The sequence below is a fragment of the Sphingomonas abietis genome (genome assembly GCF_027625475.1).
GTDB classification, from domain to species: domain Bacteria; phylum Pseudomonadota; class Alphaproteobacteria; order Sphingomonadales; family Sphingomonadaceae; genus Solisphingomonas; species Solisphingomonas abietis.
On sequence record NZ_CP115174.1, the window covers coordinates 2,569,585 to 2,593,104 of the forward strand.

Genomic DNA, 23,520 nt, shown 5'->3' on the forward strand with positions numbered 1-23,520 from the left:
CATGGATATCCGCGCCGCAGAAATCTCCAAGGTCATCCGCGACCAGATCGCCAATTTCGGCGCCGAAGCCCAGGTTTCGGAAGTCGGCCAGGTGCTGAGCGTCGGTGACGGCATCGCGCGCATCTATGGCCTCGACAATGTCCAGGCCGGCGAGATGATCGAGTTCGCCAATGGCACCCAGGGCATGGCGCTCAACCTCGAAGCCGACAATGTCGGCGCCGTGATCTTCGGCTCGGACGCCCAGATCCGCGAAGGCGACACCGTCAAGCGCACCGGCACCATCGTCGACGTGCCGGTCGGCAAGGGCCTGCTCGGCCGCGTGGTCGATGGCCTCGGCAACCCGATCGACGGCAAGGGCCCGATCCAGTACGAGACCCGCGCCCGCGTCGAGAGCAAGGCGCCCGGCATCATTCCGCGCACCTCGGTCCACGAGCCGGTGCAGACCGGCCTCAAGGCGCTCGACGCGCTCGTCCCCGTCGGCCGCGGTCAGCGCGAGCTGATCATCGGCGATCGCCAGACCGGCAAGACCGCCGTCGCGATCGACGCCTTCATCAACCAGAAGACCGCCAATGCCGGCGACGACGAGAAGCAGAAGCTCTACTGCATCTACGTCGCGATCGGCCAGAAGCGCTCGACGGTGGCGCAGATCGTCCGCCAGCTCGAAGAGAATGGCGCGATGGAATATACCATCGTCGTCGCCGCGACCGCGTCCGATCCCGCCCCGCTCCAGTTCCTGGCGCCCTACACCGGCTGCACGATGGGCGAATATTTCCGCGACAACGGGATGCACGGTCTGATCGTCTATGACGATCTCTCCAAGCAGGCCGTGGCCTACCGTCAGATGTCGCTGCTGCTGCGCCGCCCGCCGGGCCGCGAAGCCTATCCGGGCGACGTGTTCTTCCTGCACTCGCGCCTGCTCGAGCGCGCCGCCAAGATGGCCGACACGCACGGCTCGGGCTCGCTCACCGCCCTGCCGATCATCGAGACCCAGGCCGGCGACGTCTCGGCCTATATCCCGACCAACGTGATCTCGATCACCGACGGCCAGATCTTCCTCGAGACGGATCTGTTCTATCAGGGCATCCGCCCGGCCATCAACGTCGGCCTCTCGGTCAGCCGCGTCGGCTCCGCCGCGCAGACCAAGGCGATGAAGAAGGTCGCCGGCTCGATCAAGCTCGAGCTCGCCCAGTATCGCGAGATGGCGGCGTTCGCGCAGTTCGGCTCGGACCTCGACGCCTCGACCCAGAAGCTGCTCAACCGCGGTGCCCGCCTGACCGAGCTGCTCAAGCAGGACCAGTTCCACCCGATGCCGTTCGAGGACCAGGTCGCCTCGATCTTTGCCGGCACCCAGGGCGCGCTCGACAAGATTCCGGTCGCCGACGTCACCCGCTTCGAGGCGGCGTTCCTGTCGGACCTCAAGAACAACCATCCGGGGATTCTGGAGACGATCCGCAAGACCAAGGATCTCGGCAACGACGTGAAGGGCGAGCTGAAGGCGGCGCTCGACGCCTTCGCCAAGACCTTCGGCTGATCCGGACGCTAAGGGAGCGCCATGCCCAGCCTTAAAGCCCTCAAAGGTCGCATCGGCTCGGTGAAGTCGACGCAGAAGATCACCAAGGCGATGAAGATGGTCGCCGCCGCCAAGCTGCGCCGCGCGCAGGAGGCGGCGGAGGCCGGCCGTCCTTATGCCGAGGAGATCACCAAGGTGATGGCACGCCTCGCCTCGGGCGTGACCGTCGGCCCCGAAAGCCCGCGCCTGCTTGCCGGCACCGGCAAGGACACCGCGCAGCTGTTCGTCGTCGCCACCTCGGAGCGCGGCCTTGCCGGCGCGTTCAACTCGAACATCGTGCGCCTCGCCGTCCGTAATGCGCGGGAAGCGATCGCGCAGGGCAAGACGGTGAAATTCTATCTGGTCGGCAAGAAGGGCCGTGCGGTCCTCGCCCGCCTCTTCCCCGGACAGATCGTCCACCAGGTCGACCAGACCCTCATCAAGATCGTCTCGTTCGACGACGCGCTCGAGGTGGCGAAGGATATCATGCACCGCTTCGAGGCGGGCGAATTCGATGTCGCGCGGCTCTATTACGCCAAGTTCCAGTCGGCGCTGGTGCAGGTGCCGACCGAGCAGCAGATCATCCCGGTCGAAATTCCCGGCATGGGTTCCGACAAGGGCGAGAAGCGCACCGAAACCTCCGAGGACGGCACCCACCAGCGCGCTACGTCGGAAAGCGGCGGCCCGGTCGCGGCATTCGAATATGAGCCCGACGAGGAGGAAATCCTCGCCACGCTGCTGCCGCGCAACATCGCCGTCCAGCTCTTCCGCGCCTTCCAGGAGAATGCCGCGTCGGAGCAGGGCAGCCGCATGACCGCGATGGACAATGCGACCCGCAACGCCGGCGACATGATCCGGAAGCTCACCATCCAGTATAACCGCTCGCGCCAGGCGGCGATCACGACCGAACTGATCGAGATCATCTCCGGCGCCGAAGCGCTCAAGGGCTAAGAAGGCAGGAAATCGTCATGGCAACCGCACCCGCACCCCACAATATCGGCCGTATCAGCCAGGTGATCGGCGCCGTCGTCGACGTCACGTTCGACGGCCCGCTGCCGATGATCCTCTCGGCGCTCGAAACCGACAACAACGGCGCCCGCCTCGTCCTCGAAGTGGCCCAGCATCTCGGCGAGAGCACCGTCCGCACGATCGCGATGGACGGCACCAACGGCCTGACCCGTGGGCAGGAAGTCCGCGACACCGGCGCGCAGATCACGGTGCCGGTCGGCCCGAAGACGCTCGGCCGCATCCTCAACGTGATCGGCGAGCCGATCGACGAGCGTGGCCCGGTGAACGCCGAGACCCACATGCCGATCCATGCCGAGGCTCCGTCCTTCGTCCAACAATCGACCGAGACCAGCATCCTCGTCACCGGCATCAAGGTGATCGATCTGCTCGCGCCCTATACCAAGGGCGGCAAGATCGGCCTGTTCGGCGGCGCCGGCGTCGGCAAGACCGTGCTGATCCAGGAGCTGATCAACAACATCGCCAAGGGCCATGGCGGCACCTCGGTGTTCGCCGGCGTCGGCGAGCGCACCCGCGAGGGGAATGATCTCTATCACGAGTTCCTCGATGCCGGCGTCATCGCCAAGGATGCCGACGGCAACCCGACCCCGGAAGGCTCCAAGGTCGCCCTGGTCTATGGCCAGATGAACGAGCCGCCGGGCGCCCGCGCCCGCGTCGCCCTGTCCGGCCTCGCCAATGCGGAATATTTCCGCGACGTCGAGGGCCAGGACGTGCTGTTCTTCGTCGACAACATCTTCCGCTTCACCCAGGCCGGCGCCGAAGTGTCGGCGCTGCTCGGCCGCATCCCGTCGGCGGTGGGCTATCAGCCGACCCTCGCCACCGACATGGGCATGCTGCAGGAGCGCATCACCTCCACCGACAAGGGCTCGATCACCTCGGTACAGGCAATCTACGTGCCGGCCGACGATCTCACCGATCCGGCCCCGGCCGCGTCGTTCGCCCATCTCGACGCGACGACCAACCTCAATCGCGCCATCTCCGAAATGGGCATCTATCCGGCAGTCGATCCGCTCGATTCGACCTCGCGCGCGCTGAGCCCCGCGATCGTCGGCCAGGATCATTACGACGTCGCCCGCTCGGTCCAGGAGACGCTCCAGAAGTACAAGTCGCTGCAGGACATCATCGCGATCCTCGGCATGGACGAGCTCAGCGAAGAGGATAAGCTCACCGTCAGCCGTGCGCGCAAGATCCAGCGTTTCCTGTCGCAGCCGTTCCACGTCGCCGAGGTCTTCACCGGCATCAGCGGCAAGTTCGTGCAGATCGAGGACACGGTGAAGTCGTTCAAGGCCGTCGTGAACGGCGAGTATGACCATCTGCCGGAGGCCGCCTTCTACATGGTCGGCGGCATCGAAGAGGCGGTCGAAAAGGGCAAGAAGCTGGCCGAAGCGGCCTAAGCGCCTTTCGCCTCTCCACGGAACCCACCCCTCCCGCCGATGCGGGAGGGGATCAGGATAAGATCATGGCCGACGTCCACTTCGAACTCGTCACCCCGGAAAAGAAGATCCTGTCGGAGGAGGCCTTCATGGTCGTCGTCCCCGGCACCGAGGGCGATTTCGGCGTGCTCGCCGGCCACGCCCCGATCATGGCGACGGTGCGCGACGGCGAAGTGCTGGTCTATTCCTCGATGGACGTGGTGCGCCAGCGCATCCGCGTCCAGGGCGGCTTCGCCGAGGTTACCGACAAGGGGCTGACGGTGCTCGCCGAACATGCCGAGGTGCTGGGTGGCGGTGATTCCGCGCGTTCGGCCCGCGCGGATCATTGAGTTCGCGCCATTTTGACGCCGGCTGACCGCAGCGGCGGTTAATCGTTTTATTACCATGGCTGGTCCATGTCGTTCCTACTGACGGGAGCGCATGGACCTATGGCGACTTTAGCGGCGGATTTCGCTGCGACATCGGGACCGGTGGTCCCGGCTGCGCAGGCGCGTTGGCAGCGCTGGGCGCCCTATGCCGCGATCTTCGCGACCGCCTTCCTCGTTCGCGCAATCACCTTCGGCAATCCAATGCTCGAGTTTGACGAGCAACTGTATCTGCTGATCGGCGATCGGCTGCTGCACGGCAGTCTGCCCTATGTCGAGCTGTGGGATCGCAAGCCGATCGGCCTATTCCTCTTCTATGCGGTCGTTCGGATGCTCGGCGGGACCGGCATCATCCAGTATCAGATCGCGGCCACGCTGTGCGTGGCGATCACCGGCAGCCTTATCTGGGCGATGGCGCGCCGCGCCGCGGGACCGATCGCCTCCTTCGGTGCGGCACTCTGCTATATCCTGCTCTTGATGACGTTCCACGGAACGGGCGGCCAATCTCCCGTCATCTACAATGTCCTGACCGCCATCGCGGCATGGTGCGCATTCCGATCGAACGATACCGATAGTCCCGCCCGGATTGCGCGCCTCGCCCTGATCGCGATGGCGATGATGGGGACCGCGATCCAGTTCAAATACACGCCGGTCGTCGAAGGCATGTTCTTCGGATGCTATTTTCTGTGGCGTTTCTGGCGGATCCACGCGCCAATCGCCTGGACGGTCAGCGTTGCCATGGCAATGATTCTGGTCGCGCTGCTGCCGACCATCGCCGCGATCGGCTTCTATGCGGCCACCGGGCATCTCGACGCTTTTTTTCAAGCCAATTTTCTGTCGATCTTTCAACGCCATCCATTCCCGGCACAGACCCGAGGGGGGCAGGAGACTCTGACAGTCACCAATGGCCTGTGGATCATCCTGCTCATCCCGGTCGCGATCGCCTGGCGGTGGTTCAAACGTCGCTCCGACGAAAAACCGGATTTCCCGCTCATTCTGGGGTGGATCGGAGCGGCGCTCGTGGGTTTCGGGCTGCTCGGCGATTTTTACGATTTCTATTTCATCACGGTACTGCTTCCAGCGTGCATCCTGATCGCTCCCCTGATGCGTCCCAGTCGCGTCGGCTTCGCGTTGGGATGCCTGCTGCTATTTTGGCCGATGCTGTCATTGCCGAGCTACGCCTTCAAAACAGGCTTATACCAGCGGGTTGCTGGCGACCTGACCACCGCGATACGACCGTACGTCCAGGATCGCTGTCTCTACGTCTATGACGGTCCGGCCGTGCTCTATCTGCTGACCAACAGCTGCGCGCCGACGCGCTTCATCTATCCGGACCATCTCACCAACCCGACCGAGGCGCCCGCGCTGGGCGTAGATCCTGCTGCCGAAGAAACACGTCTGCTGGCGACGCGGCCAGGGGCGATCGTCACCGCCAGCAGCCCGCCCATCCCGCACGTCAACCCGGCCACCCAGCAGCTCGTGCGGGCGGCCCTGGCTCGGGATTACGTCCTGGTGGCCCGCGTGCCGTCTCCCGACCGCATCTTTTACGTCTGGGCGCTCAGATCGCTCCACCCAGGCCCTTCGCCAATCCGCGGTGCCAGCCCCAACATGCCCTTTTGATCCGGAACAGATTCCATGCAGCACGCACCGCTCCGTATTTTCTCATCGCCGGTTCCGGCCGCCCTGCAACTTGCGGTGGTGGTGCCGACGCTCAACGAGCGCGAGAATGTCGCGCGCTTGCTTGAATTGCTGGCGCTCGCGCTCGCGGACATCGAGTGGGAAGCGGTGTTCGTCGACGATGGTTCGAGCGATGGCACGCCCGAGTATCTGACCGAGGTCAGCCGACGCGACCGGCGTGTGCGGCTGATTCGCCGCGTCGGCCGGCGCGGGCTGTCGTCGGCGGTGATGGAGGGCATGTTGGCCTCGACGGCGCCCGTGGTGGCGGTGATCGACGCCGACCTCCAGCATGACGAGCGCGTGCTGCCCGCACTCTATCGCGCGATCGCCGATGGCGAGGCCGATCTCGCGGTCGGTACCCGCTACGCCGATGGCGGGTCGACCGGCACATGGTCGGCACGGCGCCGGGCGATTAGCCGCCTCGCCACACGCCTCGCGGTCTCGATCGCCGGCACGCGCCTGAGTGATCCGATGAGCGGCTTCTTCGCGATCGACCGGGACTGCCTGCTCCGCGCCGCCCCCCGCGTGTCGGGCGTCGGGTACAAGCTGCTGCTGGACATCGCGGCCTCCTCGCCCACGCCCCTGCGCATCGCGGAACGCCCCTACACCTTTCGTACGCGCGACGCCGGCACCAGCAAGCTCGACAGCGCTATCGTGCTGCAATATTTCGAATTGCTGGCGGAAAAGAGCATCGGTCGCTGTATCCCGATCCGCTTCATCAAGTTTGCACTAGTCGGCCTTATCGGTGTGGCCGTCCATCTCGGCTTGCTCTCGCTCGCGCTGGATATCGCATCCCTGTCATTCCGTGCGAGCCAGATGATCGCGGTGCTGGGCGCGATCTGCTTCAATTTCTGGCTGAATAATCAGTTCACCTATCGCGACCGCCGCCTGCGGGGCCTGCGAATGGCCTCGGGGCTGGTCAGCTTTGCTTTGGTCTGTAGTCTGGGCGCGCTCGCCAATGTCGGGATCGGCGTGATGCTGTTCCGGGAACACAGCGCCTGGTGGCTGGCGGGCCTCGCCGGCGCGGCGGTCGGGTCGGTATGGAACTACACGATGGGAAACCTGCTCACCTGGCGCCGAGCCTGACGGCCAGGATCTCATTCCTTATCAGTCTGATCAGGCCCGGCTTCTGGCATGTCTGATGACGGGCGCCGACGATCATGACGAAGATGAGGCGATGGCGGGGTCCAGCCCCCGCTCTTTTCTATGCCACCTCGAGTAAAATTCACACCTTAAGTCGCTAATCCAGATCGATTTTCGCTGTCGTGTGCGGAGAGACGCCGGTGGTCGGGCCGGTTCGCCTTCGCGATCGTTGCCGGTCCGCGGCTTTCTGGTTGCGGATGAAAATGATTCGCAATAATGGCGCATGGATAGGGCTGTGGAAAGGAACGACGATATGCGCCACCGCGCAGGGCAGGCTTGTCTTCGAGACCGGCGTCGGTCGCGTCGCCATTCCGGCATCCTCTGTATTGCTTGGGACGATCAGCCGGCAAGGTCAGTGCAATGGCGATAGAAATCCCGGAATTGCTGAGCACCGCCGAGATCCGGGAGGTACGCGACCAGCTCGATGCCGCCGCATGGCAGGATGGCCGGCAGACCGCCGGGCATCGGGCGCGCTCGGTCAAGACCAATCTCCAGCTCGGGCTGGACGATCCCCTGGCCCAGCGCCTGGGCGACTTCCTGCTCGGCAAGCTCTCGCAATGCCCGCTGTTCATCGCGTCCGCCCTGCCGATGCGGATCGTGCCGCCGCGCTTCAACCGCTACGAAGGCGACGGCGCCTATGGCAGCCATGTCGACAATGCGATCTTCCCGGGGCCGCAGGGCCATGTCCGCAGCGATCTCTCGGCCACGATATTCCTGAACGATCCCGACGAATATGACGGCGGCGAATTGCTGATCGACGATCTGTTCGGCGAACATCGGGTCAAGCTCGCCGCCGGCCATATGATCCTCTATCCCGGCAGCAGCCTCCATCGCGTCACCCCGGTCACCCGGGGCGCCCGCTTCGCCGCCTTCTTCTGGGTGCAGAGCCTGGTGGCGCAGGATCAGCAGCGGCGGATGCTGTTCGAGCTGGACAGCGCGATCCAGGCGCTGACCGCCGATCATCCCGATCATGCCTCGCTCGATCCTCTGACCGGCGTCTATCATAATCTCCTCCGTCAGTGGTCGATCACGTGATGGAGGATCGTCCGGCCCCGTTGGCGCCACTTCGCGCGATCCCGCCCGATCTGCTGACCCTCGCCGACTATGAGGCGCGGGCCGCAACGCATCTGCCCGCCGCGTCGTGGCGCCATATCCAGGAGGGTGCCGGCGCCGAGCGCACCCTGCGCGACAATCGCACCGCCTTCGATCGCTGGCGGCTGCTACCCCGCGCGCTGGCCGATCTGCGCGATGGCGACACCGTCGTGGAATTGTTCGGGCAACGGCACATCGCGCCGATCCTGCTCGCCCCGCTGGCCTATCAGCGCATCGCGCACCCGGATGGCGAGCGGGCGACCGCATGCGCGTCGGCCGCGCTGGGCACCGGGATGGTGGTCAGTACGCTGTCGAGCGTCACGCTGGAGGATATCCTCGCGGCCCAGAGGAGCGCGGCGCAGGAACTCGGATCGGGCGACGCGCCGGCCTGGTTCCAGCTCTATCTCCAGCCCGAGCGGGCGGCGAACCTCGCCCTCGTCCGGCGCGCCGAAGCGGCCGGATATCAGGCGATCGTCCTGACCATCGACGCCGCGATCAAGCGATCCAGCTTTGCGCTGCCGGACGGCGTGGCAGCCGCCAATCTCGCCGGCATGGCGCCGCCACGGCAGGTCAGCATGGCGGGCGGCCCGATCCTGTTCGGCACCCCGCTCGCGGACGCGGCCCCGCGCTGGGACGATCTCGACTGGCTGCGGCAGGCGACCCGTCTGCCGATCATCCTCAAGGGCATGGTGCTTGGTAAGGATCTTGATCGCGCCCTGTCCCTAGGGATCGACGGGCTGATCCTCTCCAACCATGGCGGGCGGGTGCTCGATGGCCTGCCGTCCGCGCTCACCATGCTGCCCGGCGTGGTCGATCGGGTGGCGGGGCGGATTCCGGTGCTCCTCGATGGCGGCGTGAGGACCGGCACCGATATCGTCACCGCGATCGCGCTCGGTGCGCGCGCCGTGCTGATCGGCCGGCCACTGTTCCACGCGCTCGCCGTCGCCGGGATGATCGGCGTCGCGCACATGATCCATATCCTGCGAACCGAATTGGAGATGACGATGGCGCAGCTCGGCGCCCCTCGCCTGTCGTCGCTGAAGCGGGAGATGCTGGTGGGCCCGGCACCGCCCAGACTCGATGTCCTTGATGGCGGAAATCCGTGGGTGACGACGGCGCATTGATCGCCGATGCCCCCACGGATGCCCCCACGTGGTGAGCTATACCCTCGAAGTGACGATCAACTCCCCTGCCCGCTTCGCTCCGCCCGCGCTGGCGGTCGATAGCGACCAGGTCGTTTCCACCGCATCGATGGCGAATCGCGCGAACACTTCTCGCGCGCCGGGCGTGTCGTTGATCGACAAGATGAACCGGCCGCGGAGGCCGGCCAGCTGCTCGGCCAGTCGCTCGAAATCACCGCGCTCGAAGACGCCAGCGCCATAATCCGTCTCGGAATCCCAATATGGCGGGTCGAGGTAGAAAAGGGCGCCGGCGTGATCATAGCGCCGGATGAAGTCCCCATAGGGCAGCCGCTCGATCACGACGCCGGCCAGGCGCTCGTGGATCTCCGCCAGCATGGGCTCGAGGCGGCCAACATCAAACCGTCCCGGGTTTCGGGCATCAACCCCGAATGACCGCCCCTCAACCTTGCCGCCGAATGCGAGCCTCTGCAGATACAGGAAGCGCGCTGCTCGCTGCAGATCGGTCAGCCTGTCGGCGGGCAGCGCCATCAGCCGCTGAAACTCGGCCCGGCTCGTCACGCGCCAGCGCAGCATGTCGATGAAATAGGGATAGTGCTCCTGGAGCACGCGGAAGAAGGTAGCGACGTCGCCGCTGATATCGTTGATGGCCTCCGCGCGCGGCCGCGATCGCCGGCGGAGGAATATCCCGCCCATCCCGACGAACGGCTCGTAATAGCCGGCGTGCGGCACCGCCTCGATCAGCGCACAGATGCGGCGGGCGAGATTTCGTTTGCCGCCAAGATAGCCGGCGGCGGGACGCGTCGGCTGAACGGGTGTAAGGCTTTCCATGTAGGATTTCGTGCTCTCTATGCAGCCCGGCCCGAGCGATCGGGTGCGGGATGAAGCGGCTGGTCGGCCGCGCGTGACGGGAGAGCGCCCGTCGGTTGGTCGCGTTGGCGCGCGACGCCCCCGCCGGCCGAGGCCGGCGGGAATGCTATCAGGAGCGGGCGGCATCTTGCCCGATGTTCCCTTAATGTTCTACAGGATCGTTAACGCGCTGGCGGCGCGATTCGATTTTGACGGAGGACCACGCATGCAGCGCGACGAGCAGCTGCGCGCCGACGCGCGCGCATATTACAACGGACAACAACTATTCGCCGATGTGCCGCCGTTCAGTGAGGCCGAGCGCCTACGGACGCCGAGCTATCTGGCGGCGGTTGAGGTAGCGCAGCAGGATCGGCTGGCGATCGAGGAGATTGAGCTGCGCCGCTGTCAGCTCTCGCTTATCTGATGACCAGCGCTACAGCCGACGCCGAAGCGCTGCGCCGCGGAACCCGCGCGGCCTTCGAGGTACTCTTCCCGCATCTCGATTATGAGCGCGAGGAGCGTGAGGAATTTCCGAACTATCAGGCTGCACGCAAGATAGCGGCTGCGATCCTCGGCATCTCCGGAGCGGAAACCGATCGTGCGATCGTCTTGGATCGCGATCAAGTGGCGTTCGAGATTCGATACGCACTGCAACAGGCGAAGGCTCATCAATATCTCGGAGCAAAGGGCTCAAATCGCTTGGAGAGAGATGCGGCTCTGGAGCGACTGGTCGACGCCGTAATGGCAAGACTTGCCAGCCTTCGGATCGAACGTCCGATCAAGGCCGGTTCGATGCGCTCGCCCTTCGAACATATTGGGCAGCGCGGGGCGAATCGCGCGGCGCTGGACGGCGGGCCCACGCTCGGTCAGGAATAGCCTCATGTGTAACCGTGCAAGAATGCTGGGCGAACCCGAGACGATCCGCGAACGCTTCGGCGCGAAGTGGCTCGCCGATCGGCCGATGGATAACCGATTCGATCCGCAGGAGCTGGTGCCGTTCGGACGGGCCTATGTCGTCCGCGAGGACGATCGGGGCCGAGGCGTCGACGTGATGACGTGGGACGTCCTGGGCGGCCAAGCCAAGCGGCCCGCGAAGGTCGGCACGCCGCCGCGTCCGCTGGCGATGACGAATGTCCGCCAGCTCAACCTCCCACAATGGCGCCTGCTGGCCGACAAATCGGAAAACCGCTGCATCATCCCGCTCACCGAGTTTTGCGAATGGGGTCGGGACAAGGATCCGGAGATGGGGATCAAGGGCGAGATGTGGTTCGCGACGACCGATCAGCCCATCTTCGGTGTCGCCGGCTTCTGGCAGATGATCGGCGATAAGCCGGGCTTCTCGATGGTGACATGCGACGCGAACGAACTGGTGAAGCCGATCCATCCAAAGGCGATGATCACGATCCTGCCCGAGGACAAATGGGATCGCTGGCTGACCGGATCGTATGAGGAGGCAGTTGCGCTGCAGCGGCCCTACCCCGCCCATCTCATGACGGTGCGCGGGCCTGTGTTTCCGACGAGGACAGCAAAATGACCGAGGATGAGATCGCCGGGGCGGAAGCGCTACGCGACATGGTGATGGTCGTCATGGACGCCATTTCCCGCGGGCCGTCTACGCAGCTCGCCGGCACCGCGGTCGATGCCCAGCTGGCGATCGATGCATTTCACTATCTCGCCGCCGCGATGCTGGAGGCGCATCCTGCCACCGCCGCGCCCGGCGGGATGCAGGACGCCGCCAAAGCGCAATCGAAGCGGCTGCTGGCGTTCATGACTCGCTTCCGCGAAGAGTTCGAGAAGACCGGCGAGCACCCCTGGAACATGCTCAATGTCCCCCCTGAAAAGCTGCAGTAGGATAGGTATGCCAGACGGGCTCGGCCAGAACAGCATGGAGGAGCGTCTGGCGCGGGCGCGGTTTGAGCAGGCCGATAGCCGAGCCAGTCAACCAGACTATGAGCGAGAGATTCGCTGGGAAGTCGCCAAGTCGCTTTACATCGAAGACGCCCGCGCTGTGCTTGCCGTCGGCGTATTGATGTGCCTGACGGTCTTGGGGCTTGTCATGGCATTTTATGGGTGGATCGCTTAGCCGCGATTGATCACGGCAGGCTATCATACTCAGGCTTCCGCCACGCCCGCCCGCCGAAATAGACGTGATGCCCGTCCCACTCGATCGGATCGCCGGTCTGAGGCTGGGGCATCTGTGGATCGGCCCATATAGCCGTCATCGGGTATGCGACGCCCGCGCTTGCCTACGACTTGTCAACGGTCACCCGGAGCAGGTGTGCGCCTGACTCCGGATGCTCGACAAGGCCCGCGCTGATGACGCGGGCTTGGTTCACAGCGCTGCGACGAGCGCCGGCGCGGCAAGTGCCTCGACCCGGTCGACTACGAGCGTGGTGACGACCTTGAGACCGCCGGCGCTGGTGATCGATGCGGCGAGCGCGACGAGCCCGCTCTCGAGGTTCTTGAGCGTGGCACGATAAGCGGCCTGGGCGACATCGAGCGCGACCGCCTCGATGATGGCGACGTCCGCCTTGATGCCCTGCGCAGCGGCCGTCGCGACCAGCGCGTCGACGATCGCGAAGACCTTCTGCGATCCGGTCATGCCGGTCGTGTCGAGCGCCAGCTTCTGGGCGAGTTCCGTGGCGGCCGTGCCGAACGCATCGGCGATTTCCTGCTGGATCGCATGCGTGAGATCGGTCGTTGATGCCGATGCGCCGGGAATCAGGATCCCGGCGATGAAGCCGAGGGCCTTCTTGAGGGTCGAGGCAATGGACAGGGTGGTAATCTGCACATCGTCGAGGATGCGATCGTCATCGACGCCGTGCTGCCATGTCGGTCCCGCCATCGGCCGTGAGCCGCCATCGAACATCAGGGCGCGGCCGGGTGCGATCGGCGCCGTGGTGTACAGCGGACCGCTCTCGTAGCCGACCGACAAAGATTGACCGTGATATGGAAAGAAAATCAGCTTCGTGACGCCAGCCGGGACAGCGAACGCCGCGGTGCTGAACTGGCGGCGCTCCCGCACCCCGCCCGAAGCGTCCCGCCACCTGAGCAAAGGCGGGGAATAGGTCGGCGGCGACAGGATCGCCCCGACCGGTGCGGCGATCTTGATGTCCGCCGTACCGGTGTCGAGATAGATGCCGTCGGCGGCCACGAGAGGGCTGAACGCCGGCGCCGCTGACGACGCCTGGTAGACGAATCTCCCGTCCCGGTCGACCACCGCAAAGTTGCTGGCGCGCGACGGAAACGCGAGGAGCGTGGAGACCGATGGCGCGTAGATGGACCGCCCGTCCCGATCGATCACGGAAAAGCCGCGTGCGCGCGAAGGAAAAGCCAGCCGGCGGTCGAGCGAAGGCGCGGACGATCCGACCGACTGTCCGCCGGCCTTGGGGCTCGCGAGGATCGGATAGCCCAATTTATCGATCCACCCGTTGGCGTAGGGCGACCGTGCCGGGAAAGCCTGGATGATCGTCGAGATAATGCGGGGACTGTTTGCGGAGAGGTAGGCGAGACCGGTCCGCTCATCCGCGAGCATCATCACCTTTTCGGCCGTATCTTCGATCGTGTCGGCCGATTGCGTGCCGGTCTGCGTCGCGCGATCGCGCAGCTCGGCGTCCGTAGCCTGCGGCGCCCATGCGTCATTGCCCAGCCCGGCGCCGAGCACATAATCCCGATCGCCCTGCACCGACACGCGCATTCCCGCTTGGCGCAGATTGCCCGGTATCGCGTCGCGCGCGGCGACATCTGCGACCGAGTAACTGCCTCCGACCAGCCGTGACGCCGGCAGCGTGCCGGCAGCCAGCTCTTTCACGATCGAGGTGGCATCGCCACTGGCACCTGCGGCGAGCTGCTTTGTGAGCGTAGCGGCAGTCGCGGTCAGATCGGTCGTCGCCGCAATCAGATCGCTCACGTTGGCGACCAGTGTCTGCTCGTCGTCAGCCATGGCTTAATCTCCCGAGACGGCCGCGGCGCGTGCGCCGGCCGGATAGCGATAGTTGAGACCCGACGAGATCGCGGCGCCGGCAGCCTGCTCGGTCACCCCATCGGTCATGATCGTGGCGCCGGCGGCACCCGCGAGCAGAAACTGGGCACGCGGCACGCCACCGCCGTTCGAGGCCACCGATCGGTTGCCCTGAGCAATCACGCGCGTGGTCGCGATCGCATTCTGGACGGCGATCTCGTTATAGCTCGCGGATGCGCTGAGCATCTCGTTATGGAGGATGCGGACCAGCCCCGGGCCATGAGAGATGAAGGGGCCCCCGTTCGCATCCGCAGCCGGCAGTGAATCGCGGATGTCGATCGGCGTCATACCGTCAGTCGTCGTGTAGGCGTTGGAAACCCACGTGTTTCCCTTAATCAGCATGTCCTTCACCGGGACGAAGCTGACGATGAACTGGGCCCCGCCCTCAGCATCGATATCGGCGACGTGGAGACGGGTGAATCCCTCGGTCCTCAGATACTTCTGCCCGCCGATCGGCCCTTGCGGCTGCATGCGGATGATCGGGTAGCTGACCACGCCCGACAGGCTTTTCCGCACCTTGTGGCCGCGCAGCTCGAGCGATCCGCCCGCCCAGCTCTCGATCTCGAAGGGGATCGGCGCGTTGACGATCGTGTGATCCTCGATCCGGCAATTCCGGTTCGCCAGCTTCACCGCGCCGCTGTTGATCGCCGAGAGTGCGTAATAGATCCCGTAGGCGTTTTGCTGTTTCTCGGCCTCGTAGGCATAGCGCGAGTTGTGCGAGTACACATTATCGCCACCAAGGATGCGCAGACCGGACGAGAAATAAACGATGTCGTGATCGATGATCGTGACGTCGTTGCCATATTCCTCGCAATCGACCGCCCCATAAAAGGCTATCGCATTCTTTCTCGCGCGGATCTTGTTGTTGCGAACGACGACACTCTGGATGGGATAGATGTCCGGCCAGTCGAGCGAGATGCCGTTGGCTACGTCCGGCGTCGGCGCGCCCGGAACGTAGGCGGTGGTGCACATAAATGTCAGGATGCCGCTGTCACCGTCTAGGATCTGAACGTCTTCGACCAGCATGTCGGAGACGGTGCCGGGGTTCGACACGACGGTATTGCCCATGCCCATGGTCAGGCAAACCGGCTCGTAGGCGGCTGCGCCTGTGGCACCACCGGTCAGGGCAATTCCGATCACCGACGAACTTGAACCCATGACATGCAGCAGGTCGTATGATGCAGCTGGATCCGCCACGAAGAGATGCGACTTGTGGCGTGCTGCAGCGCGGATATGCACCGCTCGGTCGGACCGGCTGAGGCAGGTGGCCGTGACCGACATGTCATATCCCGGCAGGATCAACGCGGCACCATCCGGGATCGCCGCCATCGCCGCGTTGATCGGCACCTGGTTATCCGTGCGGATCGTGGTCGTTCCCCACCATTGGGCGAGGAAACGATTGTCCGTGACAACCCGGACCCAGGCGCCGTTGGTGGCGGGGATCGTCGCTGAGGCTGCATACAGGCCCTTGGTCGGGTCGAGCGCGACGTTGGCCGTCAAATCCAGCTGCCGCCACATCCAGAGACCGCCCATAACGGGATCCGTCACCTGGACCGGCTGGCCATCATAAGGGGCCGGGATCGCCGCCATCGCGGCGATCGTCGGTACGAGCGACACGTAGGTGCCCGAATAATCACCGCCAGCGGGAAGGGCTGCGCCCATAACCACGTTTTCGAGACGGACGAACTTCGTGGCGAGAGCCGAATATGGAACTGCGAGGTCGAGGACGAACTGCTGGATGGTCGCGAGGTATGACGAGGCAAGGCTCGCGCTGGCCGCCGCCTGGGCAGCCGCCACGAGCGTATCCGCGTTGGTGCCGGCCGCAGCTTCGTTCGCGAACGCAACGAGTTGAGCCAGCAGCATCCGCCGCTGAGCACCGTCCTGCCAGACCGGCAAGAGCTCACTGCCATCGGAGGCTCGGCCGAGGGGCGCATAGGATGCGATCGTGTTCGGAGGCGAGCTGGCCATCTATCGGATCCTCACTTGCCGACCGCGCGCCAGTCGAACCCCCTGGGTGCCGCTCTGCGATGTCCACTGCAGCCGCAGCACGCCGCCGATGAGCGACTTCGAGACGCGCTGGACCCAGGTGTCGTAGGAAGCTGCCGAGCGAAATCGCCGCTCACCCCTGGTCGACGCTTACGCGCTGGTCCGAATGGGCCGGCCTGATCTGAGGAGGCATCGATGGCCCAGCCCAACGCCACCTATGGGATCGCCATCACCGCGAGCGACAAGACGGCCAAGGGGCGCAAGTCGGCCGAGAAGAACCTCGGGCTCATCCCCAAGCGGGCGTCGGCGGTCAACCAGCGCTTCGCCGACCAGGCGGATCGCAGCCTCGTGCGCAGCTCGCGCGGGATCCTGCGCACCTTCGGCCAGGTCGAGCAGGCGAGCGCACGCGTGTTCGGCGGCCGGTCGATGACGTCCGGCATCACCAGCCGGCTGAGCGCGGTCCGCGAGGCGGCGTCGGCGGCCGGTACCGGCATGGGCGAGGCGGCGGTCGCCGGTGGCGCGCTCGAGGGCGCGATGGTTGCGCTGGGCGTTGCCGGCGCCGCGACGGTGGGTGTGCTCGCCGCCGCGGCCTACGGTGCATTCAAGCTGGCGGACGGCTGGGCGAAGGGCGCCGCGCAGATCGGGCGCACCGCCGACATCATCGGCGTTGCCACCAAGCAGCTGCAGGAGTTCAACGCCGCGGCTGAGCGGCAGGGCGTCGATAAGGGAACGGCGACCAGCGCGCTTGCCGGCCTCTCCGGCACGCTCAACGATGCGCGCTACGGGCGCAACAACGACGCGATCGCGCTGCTGAGCAGTCTCGGTCTCAAGATGCAGCTCAATTCCGACGGCACGGTGAACACGGGGGCGATGCTGCCGGGGATCGCCGACGCGATGGCAACGAAAAATTCTTCGGGCCGGCGTACGATCGCGAAGATCCTCGGTATTCCCGAGACCGCAATTCCAGCGTTTTCTCAGGGTGCGAAGGCGCTCGGCGCCGATATGTCGGATGCGGATCAGACCGCTTATATCGCCTCGCCCGGCGACATCGCGCGCGCCAAGCGGATCGGCCGCAAAGGCGCGATCGTCGACCAGATGAAGGATCGGGCCATCGCAGTCGCCGGCAGTGCCGCGGCCGATGTCGCTGAGCCCGGATATGACGCCGCGATCTCGGCGGGGCGCGGGATCATCGCCGGAACGGCCAGCTTCGGCGGGATCGTGCGCAACGCCTTCGCACCGGCGGCGACCAAGATCGAGCATGCGGCCGATACAATGCTCAGTGCGGCGCAGACCTGGAGCAAGGCCAAGATTACGCAGATGGCATCGGCTGCGCAGGGCTTGCTCCATGAATTCGAGGCGCGTGGTGCGACGCGCGGCGACGCCGCGGCGATCGCGGCCTCAGCGATGGCGGAGAGCGGGGGCAATCATCGCCGGCATCAGGTCGGCGGCCCGGCCTACGGCCTGATGCAGTGGGAAGGGCCGCGCCGCGCGCTGTTCAAGCAGCGGTACGGCAAGGATATGGGCCATGCGACCCGGGCGGAGCAGGAAGATTTCGCCATGTGGGAAATCTCACCGCAGGGGACCGAGGCGCGCGCGGGCATGAAGCTGCGCGACGCCGGATCGGCCTATGACAAGGGTGCTGCCTTCACACGATATTATGAGCGGCCGAAGAACACCGCGCGCGATTCCGCGAACCGCGCCGCGCTCGCTGACGAGATCGCGCGGCAGGCTGGCGCCCCCAATGCGCCGATGCCCGTCCATGTGAAGGTCGAACTGGTCAACGCGCCCAAGGGGACGAAGGCCACGGTGACTGCGGGCGGCAGCAACAAGCCTGCCGTCAGCCATTCGATGGCGTTTTAGGGGGTCCGATGACGCTGTTCGCCGAAGATCTCCTGCCGGCCTCGTTTCGTGGTGTGCCGTTCGCGGTGACCGGATCGGCGACGGCGACCGGCCGGCGTTCCGCTTTGCACGTCTATCCGGGTCGCGACGAACCCTGGGCCGAGGATATGGGTCGGGCGCCGCGCCGGTTTCGCTTGCGCGGCTTCCTCGTCACCGACGACCTTACCTATGCCGGCGGTCCGATCGCGCTGCAGCGCGCGCTCCTGACCGCGGCAGCGGAGAAAAAGGGTTCCGGAACGCTCATCCATCCGACCCTCGGCGTCCTGTCCGTCAACTGCCCCGATTTCTCGATCAGCGAGGATCTCGACGCTGGACGTTATAGCGAGGTCGAATTTGAGTTTGTCGAGAGCGGCAAGAAGAGCTTCCCGTCGCTGCTGACGAGCGGGACGGGGCTGCTCAGTGCCTCCGCCCTCTGCAACGTCGCCCTTGCGGTCGATGGCGCGCGGCTGATCGCCGCTGCGAGCGCGGGCGGTGGCACGCGCGACGATGCGACGCTCGCCGGTGCCACCTGGTCTGCCCAGATCAGCGCGAGCGGTGCGGACGCGACCGCCCTCTATCGCCTGGCGGCCCAGCTGCCAGGGACCTATGGACGCTACGCGGGCGGCGGAAACTCGGGCTTCGCCGGCACGCGGACCTCACCTTACTCTGCGTCCACGACCGTCGACGATTTGGTCGCGATCGCCTCGGTCGACCGCGCTACGATCGCGACGGCCGCCTCGACGCTCGCCGCCGCGATCATCGATGCCGACCTGTCCAGCGACGCCACGATTGCCGCGGCGGTCGTCGCCCTGGTCGCGGCACTCGCCGACGCATGCGCCGATCCTGCCGACACCCTTCGTCTCCTCGAAAATCTTGTCGACTATACCCCGACGGCCGCGTTCGCGGGATCGGCGATGGGCGAGGCGATCGCCGGCATGTTCCGCCGCGCTGCTGCCGCAGCGCTGGTGACCGCAGTCGGCAGCTACCAGCCGACGAGTGCCGATGACGCAGCGGCCGTCATGCAACAGCTCGCCCAGCTGCTCGACGATCTCGCGGTCGACGCCGCGGACGCGGGCGACGATGACAGTTACGACGCGCTGCGCGACGCCCGGGTCGCGATCGTCCAGGATCTGCGCGCACGCGGCGCCTCGCTCGCCCAGGTCACGACCTTCACCATCGGCCAGTCGATGCCGGCCCTGATCCTCGCACAGCGGCTCTACCGGGATCCGTCGCGGGCCGACCAGCTCGTGACGATCGTCGACCCGATCCACCCGCTGTTCATGCCGACCACTTTCGACGCGCTGGCAAGCTGATGGCGGACGACCTCATCCTCACCGCGAACGGTCGCGCTATTTCGGGTTGGGAGGAAATCTCGGTCAGGCTCAGCGCCGAGACCATGCCCAACAGCTTCGAAATCGCGCTGTCGGCCCTCGATCCCGCAACCGGGCTCGACCTGGTCGTGCGGCCCGGGGACAGCTGCGGGATCGCGCTCGGCGGCGATACGGTCGTCACCGGCTATATCGACAGCGTCACCAACAGCGGCAGCGCCGGAGGCCATGCCATCCGGGTGGCCGGCCGCGGCAAGTGCCAGGATCTGGTCGACTGCTCGGCAGAATGGGATGGCGGCCAGATTCGCGACGGCACCGCGCTCGACATCGCCACCAAGCTGGCCTCGCCCTACAAGATCGCCGTGGCGCTGGTGAACGGCGCGCAGGCTGGACCGCAGGTGCCGCAATTCGCATTGACCTACGGCGAGACGGCCGCGGACATCATCCAGCGGGTCGCGCGCAACGCCGGTCTGCTCGCCTACGAGACCACGGACGGGTCGCTCGCGCTGGCGGCTGTCGGATCAAAGGTGGCGGCGAGCGGCGCCATCTACGCTGTGGCGCCAACCCCCAATTCGATCGAGATCGAGATTTCAGGGATACCGGGCGCCGGCGCCACGACGAAAGCCGCCATCGCTGCGGCCGTCACGGGCGCGCTGCGCGCGTCGGGCGTTCCGGGCGGGATCACCAATATCTCGACGATCGAGGCGGCGATCGCGGCAGTGGCCGGCACCGCGGGCTTCGTCCTGACCGGCATCACCTGCTCGGCCGGGACGGTGGCGCCGGGCGCCGCGGGCAATATCACGTCGAATGCCGGCGCATTGCCGGTGCTCGGCACGGTCAGCTACGTCTGATGAGCCGCTTTTCCGCGCGCGATTACGCCAGCTGCATCATCGCTCTCCTGCCATTCGGCCGTGCTTGGCTTAAGGATATTGGGAGCGTCGCCCCAACGGCATCATCGAACAATGGGGGACGATCGCTGGTCGCACCAGCGAAGGTGATTTGACGATCACCTTTCCGGTCCCCTTCACCGACATCAATTCGATCAGCATCGCAGCGCTTGGCGTGAACACGGACGATTCGGGTTGCCGTACCGCTGGGCCAGCGCATCGAGCACCGGCCCCCAGTTCGGCGGCCTCAGGCCAAAAAAGACCCGATGAACCTCGCCGCCCTGTTGAAGTCGCGCGCGGTCATCTTGCCGACGACCTGTTCGGGCACGCCGGCGACGATCGCGATCGCCTTGCGATCGGCCGCGGTGCCCGAGAGGCTGTCCCACTGCATCATCTCATCGGCAGTCGGCTCCCGCACCGTAATCGCGGTGAGCGCGGATCCGGCGAAGTCGATCGGCTTGCGCAGCGTGATCGTCAGCTCGTCAGGCAGGGTAAGCGATGAGCAGCATCAAAGCCCTCCCCTTACCTGACAAGGCGCTCGAAGACTGCGGTGCGATTCTCGGCCGGCGCGGCGCAGGCAAATCTGCCACGGGCCGCGTGCTCCTAGAGCATGAGCTTCTCGCCGAGCATCGCTGCTGCGTGATCGATCCCAAGGGTGATTGGTTCGGGATAAGATTGAATGCCGATGGGTCGCCATCACCCTGGCAGATCCCCGTCTTCGGCGGGCAGCGCGGGGACGTCGCACTGACCGACGACATGGGCGCAGCGATCGCGCGCCTGGTCGCCGGCCATCACATGAGCTGCGTGGTCGACCTGTCCGAGCTTTCGGTCGCCGGCATGCGACGCTTCATGTCCGCCTTCGCTGAGACGCTGTTCCAGCTCAACCGGCGGGCGCTCACGCTCTTCGTCGACGAGGCCGACCAGCTCGCGCCGCAGCGCGTCGGCGCCGACCAGGGCAAGCTGCTCCACCACATGGAGAGCCTGATCCGTCAGGGTCGCCAGCGCGGCATCAGCATGTGGATGCTCACACAGCGGCCGCAGGTGCTCAACAAGAACCTGCTCAGCCAGGCCGAGACGCTGATCGCCATGAAGATGACCACGCCGCACGATCGCAAGGCGATCCGCGACTGGATGGAGGCGCATGATCCGGAGAAGGCTGCCGAGGTCATGGACACGCTGGCCGACCTGAAGGTGGGCGAGGCCTGGGCTTGGGTACCGGCGGCCGACTTCCTCGAGCGCGTCCAGTTTCCTCTCTTCGCGACCTATGACAGCGGCCGGGCGCCGAAGCATGGCGAGAAGGTCGCGGATGCCGAACTGCCGCCGATCGAGATCGGCGAGCTCGCGGCCGCGCTCGGAATCGAGGATGTGGAGGATCCGCGCGACGAAGAGCTCGAGCGGCTCCGCGCGGAGAATGGCCGGCTGCGGTCGAGCCTTGCCGCCGAGCGGGCGCGCGCTGCGCGGTACGAGGCGCAGGGCAACGTCTGGCTCGAGGTGATGGCGGAACTGCGCGGCCGCATCGGCGCCGCGATCGGGTCGCCGGAGATCGTGCCCCTGCCGCCGGAAGCCCGATACCAGGATTACGACATGCGCCTCGAGGGCGACGGCATCATCCGGCCGGTGCCACGCGAGCCGGACAGCGGTCCGCTGGTCGTCGACGCGCGGCGCCGCGTCGCCGCCGCGCCGCCGGTCGCAGCGCCCAAGACGAAGACCGACCTGCGCGCCGCGATCGCAGCCGCTGGCGTCACGCCGTCAAATGGTCATCTGGAGGGGTTGCCCCCGGCGCAGCGCCGGATCGTCGTCGCGATCGCGTCGGCCAAGGGCGAGCCCATGCCGAAAGCGCAGATCGCCGACCTCGCCGGCGTGTCGCCGACGTCGAGCCACATGGGTGTGGGGCTCAAGAGGCTCGCGGAGCGCGGCCTCATCATGGCGGTGGGCGAAGGGTTCGCCGCCACCGCCGCATCTCTTCCTCAGGGGATTGCTCATGCCTGACATGGACCTGCCGACCACCATCGCCGGCGTACCGGTGACGTGGCTGCGCGCCGCGACCGAGATCCCATACGGATCGCCGGTGCTCCCGGTCCACAGGGGTAAGGCCTGCGCGATCGCCTTCGACCTGGACAAGATGACCGGGGTAGCGCGCCGCGGCGGCGATTCGCCCTATGGCTATGCGCCGGGCGAAATGGTGCCGATCCAGACCGGTGGCGGGATCAAGGCGCAACTGGCAGTCGATACCGATCTCATGATCGGTGGCATCCAGCGACGGCTGCTCGCGAGCGAGCCGCACTACTTCCAGCTTGAGCGTGGAAGGATCGTGGGATGACGGTGCTTATTTCACCCCGCCCTCGCCATCGCCGCTATGAGATTGTGGAACTCGCTCGCCGTGTACTGGAACGGCGCCACGCGGCGATCGGGCAGCGTGATAAGATAGCGATGCCACTCATAGTCCGGCCGAAGGGCTATTCGGCTCGCCATCTGACGGAGCGACCCTTCGGCAACGATCATGCGATCGCCCGCGGTCGCGATGTTGATAATCGCCGCAGTTTCTTTCCAGGGCGGGCTAATCATTACGGTGCGATAATCACTGTAGCGGCGGAAAACGATAACATAGGTTTGCGTCGGCAGGCGCCCCGCTGGGTCCGCATATGAGCGTGCCATATACGCCACAATTCGTCGTTCGGCTGCTTCGGCTTATGCCGCCAAGGAGCCTCGCTTCGATCACGCCTGCGGACTTCCAGCGCTGGCCGGCGCCGAGTCCGCTTCCATCCAAGATCGGGCGCGAGCTCATCAACGCCGAGCGCGCGGCGCGCGGCAACCAATCGAGTGCAGGAGCGAGCAGGTGAACATGATGACGCAGATTGGGCCGGGCTCGCCGGCGGATAAAGACCGGCGGAAGGACAGCCTGCTCCGCATCGCCGACGTTAAGAAGCGCACCGGGCTATCGGTCGCGACGATCTATCGGCGGGAGGCGGAGGGCACATTCCCGGCGAAACAGCGGCTCGGCCCCCGGAGCGTGGCTTGGTACGAAAGCGACGTCGAGGATTTCGTGGCTGCCCCGACGATTTACCGGCGCACCGCTTGAACGCGCCCCGTGTCGCCTGCCTCCCCAAGGTTAAGGGCCACAGGAGGACTAGCGACAGAATAGACGGC

The 23,520-nt window shown here is 65.9% G+C and carries 25 protein-coding genes; 19 read left to right on the forward strand and 6 right to left on the reverse strand.

Going from position 1 to position 23,520, the window contains the following annotated elements; translation table 11 throughout:
- The first annotated feature begins 1 nt into the window (after position 1).
- The 6 genes from atpA to PBT88_RS12220 all read left to right on the forward strand — a co-directional run bounded on the left by atpA (position 2) and on the right by PBT88_RS12220 (position 7,136).
- A complete protein-coding gene (gene atpA / locus PBT88_RS12195) occupies positions 2-1,531 on the forward strand; it encodes a F0F1 ATP synthase subunit alpha (protein WP_270075616.1) in 1,530 nt (509 codons plus the stop codon).
- A gap of 21 nt (positions 1,532-1,552) precedes the next feature.
- Entirely contained in the window at positions 1,553-2,500 is a 948-nt protein-coding gene (locus PBT88_RS12200) for a F0F1 ATP synthase subunit gamma (RefSeq protein WP_270075617.1), read from the forward strand.
- 17 nt (positions 2,501-2,517) lie between these two features.
- Entirely contained in the window at positions 2,518-3,969 is a 1,452-nt protein-coding gene (gene atpD / locus PBT88_RS12205; protein WP_270075618.1) for a F0F1 ATP synthase subunit beta, read from the forward strand.
- Positions 3,970-4,034: 65 nt separating this feature from the next.
- On the forward strand, positions 4,035-4,337 hold the full coding sequence (locus tag PBT88_RS12210) for an ATP synthase F1 subunit epsilon (RefSeq protein ID WP_270075619.1): 303 nt from the start codon (positions 4,035-4,037) through the stop codon (positions 4,335-4,337).
- Between the two features lie 240 nt (positions 4,338-4,577).
- Complete coding sequence (locus PBT88_RS12215) at positions 4,578-5,993, forward strand: ArnT family glycosyltransferase (RefSeq protein WP_270075620.1); 1,416 nt, start codon at positions 4,578-4,580, stop codon at positions 5,991-5,993.
- A 15-nt stretch (positions 5,994-6,008) separates the two neighbouring features.
- A complete protein-coding gene (locus tag PBT88_RS12220; protein WP_270075621.1) occupies positions 6,009-7,136 on the forward strand; it encodes a glycosyltransferase in 1,128 nt (375 codons plus the stop codon).
- Between the two features lie 154 nt (positions 7,137-7,290).
- Here the strand turns inward: PBT88_RS12220 and PBT88_RS12225 are convergent, their stop codons facing one another.
- Positions 7,291-7,503 carry a hypothetical protein gene (locus tag PBT88_RS12225; RefSeq protein WP_270075622.1) on the reverse strand — a complete coding sequence of 71 codons (213 nt, stop codon included), beginning with the start codon at positions 7,501-7,503 and terminating at the stop codon, positions 7,291-7,293.
- 50 nt (positions 7,504-7,553) lie between these two features.
- On the opposite strand from PBT88_RS12225, the gene PBT88_RS12230 reads away from it, so the two are divergent.
- Both PBT88_RS12230 and PBT88_RS12235 read left to right on the forward strand, forming a co-directional pair.
- Positions 7,554-8,228 (forward strand): Fe2+-dependent dioxygenase, encoded by a 675-nt coding sequence (locus tag PBT88_RS12230; RefSeq protein ID WP_270075623.1) that lies wholly within the window; start codon positions 7,554-7,556, stop codon positions 8,226-8,228.
- A gap of 20 nt (positions 8,229-8,248) precedes the next feature.
- Entirely contained in the window at positions 8,249-9,409 is a 1,161-nt protein-coding gene (locus tag PBT88_RS12235) for an alpha-hydroxy acid oxidase (protein ID WP_270075624.1), read from the forward strand.
- A 36-nt stretch (positions 9,410-9,445) separates the two neighbouring features.
- Here PBT88_RS12235 and PBT88_RS12240 read toward each other — a convergent pair whose 3' ends face one another.
- Positions 9,446-10,255 (reverse strand): DNA adenine methylase, encoded by an 810-nt coding sequence (locus tag PBT88_RS12240; protein ID WP_270075625.1) that lies wholly within the window; start codon positions 10,253-10,255, stop codon positions 9,446-9,448.
- Between the two features lie 184 nt (positions 10,256-10,439).
- Between PBT88_RS12240 and PBT88_RS12245 the strand changes: the two genes are divergently transcribed.
- From PBT88_RS12245 to PBT88_RS12265, 5 genes are read left to right on the forward strand one after another with little or no spacing between them, the layout of a single operon-like run.
- On the forward strand, positions 10,440-10,697 hold the full coding sequence (locus tag PBT88_RS12245; RefSeq protein WP_270075626.1) for a hypothetical protein: 258 nt from the start codon (positions 10,440-10,442) through the stop codon (positions 10,695-10,697).
- Positions 10,697-11,149 carry a hypothetical protein gene (locus PBT88_RS12250; RefSeq protein ID WP_270075627.1) on the forward strand — a complete coding sequence of 151 codons (453 nt, stop codon included), beginning with the start codon at positions 10,697-10,699 and terminating at the stop codon, positions 11,147-11,149. The genes PBT88_RS12245 and PBT88_RS12250 overlap by 1 nt, the downstream gene beginning before the upstream one ends.
- A 4-nt stretch (positions 11,150-11,153) precedes the next feature.
- Positions 11,154-11,807 (forward strand): SOS response-associated peptidase family protein, encoded by a 654-nt coding sequence (locus PBT88_RS12255; protein WP_270075628.1) that lies wholly within the window; start codon positions 11,154-11,156, stop codon positions 11,805-11,807.
- Positions 11,804-12,124, forward strand: coding sequence for a hypothetical protein (locus PBT88_RS12260; protein ID WP_270075629.1), 321 nt, complete (start codon positions 11,804-11,806; stop codon positions 12,122-12,124). Before PBT88_RS12255 ends, PBT88_RS12260 begins: the two co-directional genes overlap by 4 nt.
- A gap of 7 nt (positions 12,125-12,131) precedes the next feature.
- Positions 12,132-12,356, forward strand: coding sequence for a hypothetical protein (locus PBT88_RS12265; RefSeq protein ID WP_270075630.1), 225 nt, complete (start codon positions 12,132-12,134; stop codon positions 12,354-12,356).
- Positions 12,357-12,605: 249 nt separating this feature from the next.
- Here PBT88_RS12265 and PBT88_RS12270 read toward each other — a convergent pair whose 3' ends face one another.
- Together PBT88_RS12270 and PBT88_RS12275 are read right to left on the reverse strand one after the other, a co-directional pair.
- On the reverse strand, positions 12,606-13,937 hold the full coding sequence (locus tag PBT88_RS12270) for a hypothetical protein (protein WP_270075631.1): 1,332 nt from the start codon (positions 13,935-13,937) through the stop codon (positions 12,606-12,608).
- 282 nt (positions 13,938-14,219) lie between these two features.
- On the reverse strand, positions 14,220-16,262 hold the full coding sequence (locus PBT88_RS12275) for a hypothetical protein (RefSeq protein WP_270075632.1): 2,043 nt from the start codon (positions 16,260-16,262) through the stop codon (positions 14,220-14,222).
- A 213-nt stretch (positions 16,263-16,475) separates the two neighbouring features.
- On the opposite strand from PBT88_RS12275, the gene PBT88_RS12280 reads away from it, so the two are divergent.
- The 3 genes from PBT88_RS12280 to PBT88_RS12290 are packed head-to-tail and all read left to right on the forward strand — an operon-like array spanning position 16,476 to position 20,337.
- Positions 16,476-18,140, forward strand: a complete 1,665-nt coding sequence (locus PBT88_RS12280) for a phage tail tip lysozyme (RefSeq protein WP_270075633.1) — start codon at positions 16,476-16,478, stop codon at positions 18,138-18,140.
- 8 nt (positions 18,141-18,148) lie between these two features.
- Complete coding sequence (locus PBT88_RS12285) at positions 18,149-19,471, forward strand: DNA circularization protein (RefSeq protein WP_270075634.1); 1,323 nt, start codon at positions 18,149-18,151, stop codon at positions 19,469-19,471.
- A complete protein-coding gene (locus tag PBT88_RS12290; protein ID WP_270075635.1) occupies positions 19,471-20,337 on the forward strand; it encodes a phage baseplate assembly protein in 867 nt (288 codons plus the stop codon). Before PBT88_RS12285 ends, PBT88_RS12290 begins: the two co-directional genes overlap by 1 nt.
- A gap of 283 nt (positions 20,338-20,620) precedes the next feature.
- Here PBT88_RS12290 and PBT88_RS12295 read toward each other — a convergent pair whose 3' ends face one another.
- Positions 20,621-20,791 (reverse strand): phage tail assembly protein, encoded by a 171-nt coding sequence (locus PBT88_RS12295; protein ID WP_270075636.1) that lies wholly within the window; start codon positions 20,789-20,791, stop codon positions 20,621-20,623.
- 80 nt (positions 20,792-20,871) lie between these two features.
- On the opposite strand from PBT88_RS12295, the gene PBT88_RS12300 reads away from it, so the two are divergent.
- The gene (locus PBT88_RS12300; RefSeq protein WP_270075637.1) at positions 20,872-22,362 is read left to right on the forward strand and encodes an ATP-binding protein; all 1,491 of its coding nucleotides are present in this window, start codon (positions 20,872-20,874) and stop codon (positions 22,360-22,362) included.
- Positions 22,355-22,693, forward strand: a complete 339-nt coding sequence (locus PBT88_RS12305; protein ID WP_270075638.1) for a hypothetical protein — start codon at positions 22,355-22,357, stop codon at positions 22,691-22,693. The genes PBT88_RS12300 and PBT88_RS12305 overlap by 8 nt, the downstream gene beginning before the upstream one ends.
- 11 nt (positions 22,694-22,704) lie before the next feature.
- Here the strand turns inward: PBT88_RS12305 and PBT88_RS12310 are convergent, their stop codons facing one another.
- Positions 22,705-23,028: a hypothetical protein gene (locus PBT88_RS12310; RefSeq protein WP_270075639.1), complete on the reverse strand. Its 324-nt coding sequence runs from the start codon at positions 23,026-23,028 to the stop codon at positions 22,705-22,707.
- 187 nt (positions 23,029-23,215) lie between these two features.
- Between PBT88_RS12310 and PBT88_RS12315 the strand changes: the two genes are divergently transcribed.
- On the forward strand, positions 23,216-23,452 hold the full coding sequence (locus PBT88_RS12315) for a helix-turn-helix transcriptional regulator (RefSeq protein ID WP_270079248.1): 237 nt from the start codon (positions 23,216-23,218) through the stop codon (positions 23,450-23,452).
- The last annotated feature ends 68 nt before the right edge of the window (positions 23,453-23,520 follow it).